Genomic DNA, 3,929 nt, shown 5'->3' with positions numbered 1-3,929 from the left:
GATTGAAGTGGTGATCAATGATGCGGTGAGTTTGCCGGAGAACCAGCTCCAATTGTCGATCATGGGGGAGGACGGCCCCATCAATCCCGGCGATTGGGGCGAGGAATGGCAGGTATTGCTGGGCAGCGGCTCGGCGCAAATGAATGCCGCCAGCGGTGTGCTGACGTTGAACCCTGCCGGGCCGGACAAGTTTGTGGTCATTACTGTCCTGGTGCCCCCTGCAAGACCAGGAGGGGCTTCGGAGGACGGTTACATCGTCCTGCCGTTACCGTTATTCAGCGTGCCCGAAACGATCCGGATGTTCCGTGCCGATGGTCAGTAAGGTGTCAGTCGCTAATGCGAAGAATAGTTGGAGAATGATCATGTCGAATTCACTGCAAAATTTGCTGAATCGTATGCAGGGGCGCTCTATCACTCACCAGTGGGGAGCAATCGTTGCATTCAGTCGTGAGCAACTCAATCGCTTGCTGGAAGTGCAATATTTAACCTGGTTGCACGACGGACGCTTCATCCCGCCAATCAACGGTGTGGCGTATATCGACGATCGAACGGAGTCGATGACGTTGGATGGCGTACTTCTGGGCAAGCCAGTGCTGTCGTTCGAAACGGCATCGCTGAACGAGTCCAAGGTGACCTTGACCATGAACCTGGTCGCGGGCACCTATACCGCCAAGAGTCACCCCGTTGGCGGTGGCGCGGTCCGCTTGCTTTCCAGCTTCACTATTACTGAAGCGATGGGCTACAAAGTCCAGATGAAGCTCAGCCTGAACCAGATTGAAGGAGAAGTGGATAAACGGGGGCGGGTGACGCTGGATGTGGCGAGCGACCTGTCGATGACTTGCAACCTGGGAGGAATGCCCGGGGTCGACAAACACTTGGCGGCATTAATTCAAAGCCGCTTGGCTGTGCTGCCGCAGGATCAGCGTATTTTTGAGCTGGGGTTGTTTGACTTCAGTGGTTACAACCCTTTGAGCCCAACGGGATTTTACATTCGTACGCAGAAGGCCCCGGGTTCCGATGACCCGGCTGACGGCGCGGTGTTGCTGTTTATTCGGCTGAAAATCCACGATGAAAATGGAGCGGGAATTCCTATCGAAGGCAGCGACTTCCCTTATCTGATCCCGGACGACAAGGTGGGTGGGCGACGTCTGTATTCGGCTTCATTGGTGCTGAACAGCGAATGGATTGAATTGCTCGACGAAGTGCAGCTTGACGTGCTGAAGAACCTGCTTTTTCCAAGCGATAACTTCTTCATCGAAAGTCAGAATGGACGGCATACACCTCATGATTTATTGGTGCTGGGTAATATTGGACCGAAGTCCGATACGGTGACCGTCGAACCGGCGTTCATCAGCCTGAAGAGCGGTGGTTTGCCCCAGGCGTTTGTCGCGCGCAAGAGCGACGGATCGAGCATTAACGCTCAATGGACTGTAACCAACCCCCTTAGTCCGCTTTCGGTTGGCACTATCACGACGGGTGGGGTTTATACGCCGCCGAACCGAACCCGAATGGGGAAAGAACAACAGCCCATCGTAGTAACCGCTCAATACACGATGGGGGGCAAATCGCAGACAAGCTCAGCACTGGTGCTGGGTGTTTTCGAAAGTATGAACATTACACCGCGGGTTTGCTTGCGCGGGGTTGGCAGTAATCCAACCCCCGTTGAGTTAACTGTGACGACCCTGGGTAATGGGAGCCTACGCTGGCCCACACTTTCTCCGAATGAAGGGACGCTCGATGTCATCGATAACAATCACGCGATCTACACACCGCCTACTAGTCTGACCGACCCGTTGGCGGTGCAGAGAATCATCGTGACTGATCAGCAGAGTAACGAGACGATTGAAGCAACAGTTGTGTTGATGAGAGCAGCGCACACGCTGCCGGTAGATCCGCCCTATGTCGCGGCGGTAACGGCTGGCGATCCGATCCAGTTGTACGCTGATTTGGAACCTGATGATGAGGTTCGCTGGGTGGTTATCGGTGAAGGGGACGTGGATGACAATGGCGTGTTTACACCACCGACCCAGCCCACATCCCGAATCAGTGTGGTGAGGTGTTCCTATCTGGTGAATGGTTCGGCCAGGTCTAGCGGTCTCAGCGTTATCCAGCTCTCCGAACAAGTGCAACCAGAACCGCATTGGCGAGAGCTTGGAGAGTTTTCAATCGCCGTCAATAACGGTCTGGACACTTGTTTCAGCAATGGTTTTCAACAGATTCCCGTCACCGTGACCATTGCAACGCAGTCAGTCACCGTTGGTGGTGCGGAGCTATACATTCCCGTGAGTGATGCCGAGTTGGCTACGCTCAGGTTGGTCGATAAAATAACCAACAATGCGATCCCTTTTATACCGGTAGGCCAAGAAGGTATTGAATATGGCAAAGACACTCGATGGGCCGTGAGCAAAATAAAAAACCGCTTCAGGTTTTTTTCGGCCACTGCAACGCGAACCTATCCACTGGCACCGCCGACGCCAAAAAATAATGGCGTACGTTATCGTGAACTCTATCTACATCTTGCCTACGAAGGTAGCCGGACCTTTTATGCACAGTTTGATTCGCCTTACGGTACGCAAAACTCAACTGATGAGAAAACTGAAAATTTTGAGATGACGGTGCAAGGTGTCCGTCCCGCGACTCCGTCGTTATCTAACTATGAGTTTAAACGTGAGCGCAAATGGCAAGATGAGGATGGGCATGATGAACCTCCCAGCAATGCGCATCCGGAATGGGATTATTTTAGCTACTATCGTCAGTCGATTGATTACTGGTATTTAAGCTATTTACGGCGTGGCATCGATTCAGTTCTTTTCGCCACTTTATCCATTGAAAATAATATTTCAACCATGCAATGGGAAAGTGAGCTGATCGATGAAACCTTTTTTAGTTACACCGGCTATGCTTTCAATCCTGCCAATTTTGAAAATAGCGACAGCCCCGTGCCCGAAGGTTTGTCTTTTGATCCCTATTTGTGGGGGTTGATGAGGAACTACCAGAAAAATCTCAAGACTTCGTTTGACGGCGAACGCCCGGCGCAAGGTGAGTTGATTATTAGTTTGCATCGGACGGATGATGTGAATTATTGGTATGACGGGCTGGCGAGTGGCGATAAGCGAAAAATGTATCGCCAGCAATTGGACCCCAGTGTTTATCTTATATTGCTCGACGAAGAAGGGAATCGACATTCCCTGACCGTTGGGTTTGACTCGTCATCCAATGAGAATAGCCGTAATAGGTTGATGCTGAGTCGGAGATGATCAGGGCAGGATGTTGCGTCTTTGAACGACTAAACAGGCATTCGCATATTATGGCCAATGTATTCCATTGTATGTTTTCGAGTGTCTGGAGATGTTGAGTCTTTATCTTTGAGGATAGGTAGCATGACCACTTCCAGTGTCGTACATTCCCAAGCCTTCGGCTTCATGAGCTACGTACAAGGCGGTGTTGACCCGCGCACCGGGCAATACACCGTTTCCATCGACCTGCCCGAGGTCCAAAGTAACTGGCTGTGCGGCCCGGCCTTCCCTTTGAACCTGACTTTCAGTCCGATCAATATCCTGGACTCCGGTTTCGGGGTGGGCTGGAACTTGAACTTGAGCCAGTTCACGCCCTCCAACAACATTTTGGCCTTGAGCACCGGGGAAACCTTCAAAGTCACCGGCAGCGGTTCGCTTCCGGATATGAAGGAAAAAAAACTCGACACTTTCCATTTCGAAAATCTGGGCGGCAACCGCTACCGCGTGTTGCATAAGTCGGGGATGGTCGAAGAGCTTCAAGTCGGCGGCGATCTTACCCGGGTCGCCTTGCCTGTGAGCGTGAAGTCGCCTGCCGGCCACAGCCTCACACTTGCCTATGCATCGTTCCGTGGCGGACAGTGCCTGCACAGCATCAGCGATGCCCAGGGCGAACTGCTGCAAATCAACCGCCAG

Annotated in this window: 2 protein-coding genes and 1 pseudogene; all 3 read left to right on the top strand. The window is 52.4% G+C overall.

Going from position 1 to position 3,929, the window contains the following annotated elements; all coding sequences use genetic code 11:
- Positions 1–322, top strand: a 322-nt coding sequence (locus tag AD662_RS29615) for a hypothetical protein (RefSeq protein WP_169788918.1), incomplete at its 5' end; no start/stop codon positions are given.
- Positions 323–362: 40 nt separating this feature from the next.
- The gene (locus AD662_RS27930) at positions 363–3,257 is read left to right on the top strand and encodes a hypothetical protein (RefSeq protein WP_053190102.1); all 2,895 of its coding nucleotides are present in this window, start codon (positions 363–365) and stop codon (positions 3,255–3,257) included.
- A 123-nt stretch (positions 3,258–3,380) separates the two neighbouring features.
- Positions 3,381–3,929 (top strand): annotated as a pseudogene (locus AD662_RS27925) (sugar-binding protein); the annotation flags it as partial.

The sequence above is a fragment of the Pseudomonas kilonensis genome (assembly GCF_001269885.1).
Lineage (GTDB): Bacteria > Pseudomonadota > Gammaproteobacteria > Pseudomonadales > Pseudomonadaceae > Aquipseudomonas > Aquipseudomonas kilonensis.
Note: the sequence above shows the minus strand (reverse complement) of the source record. Positions and strands in the feature narration are given on the sequence as shown.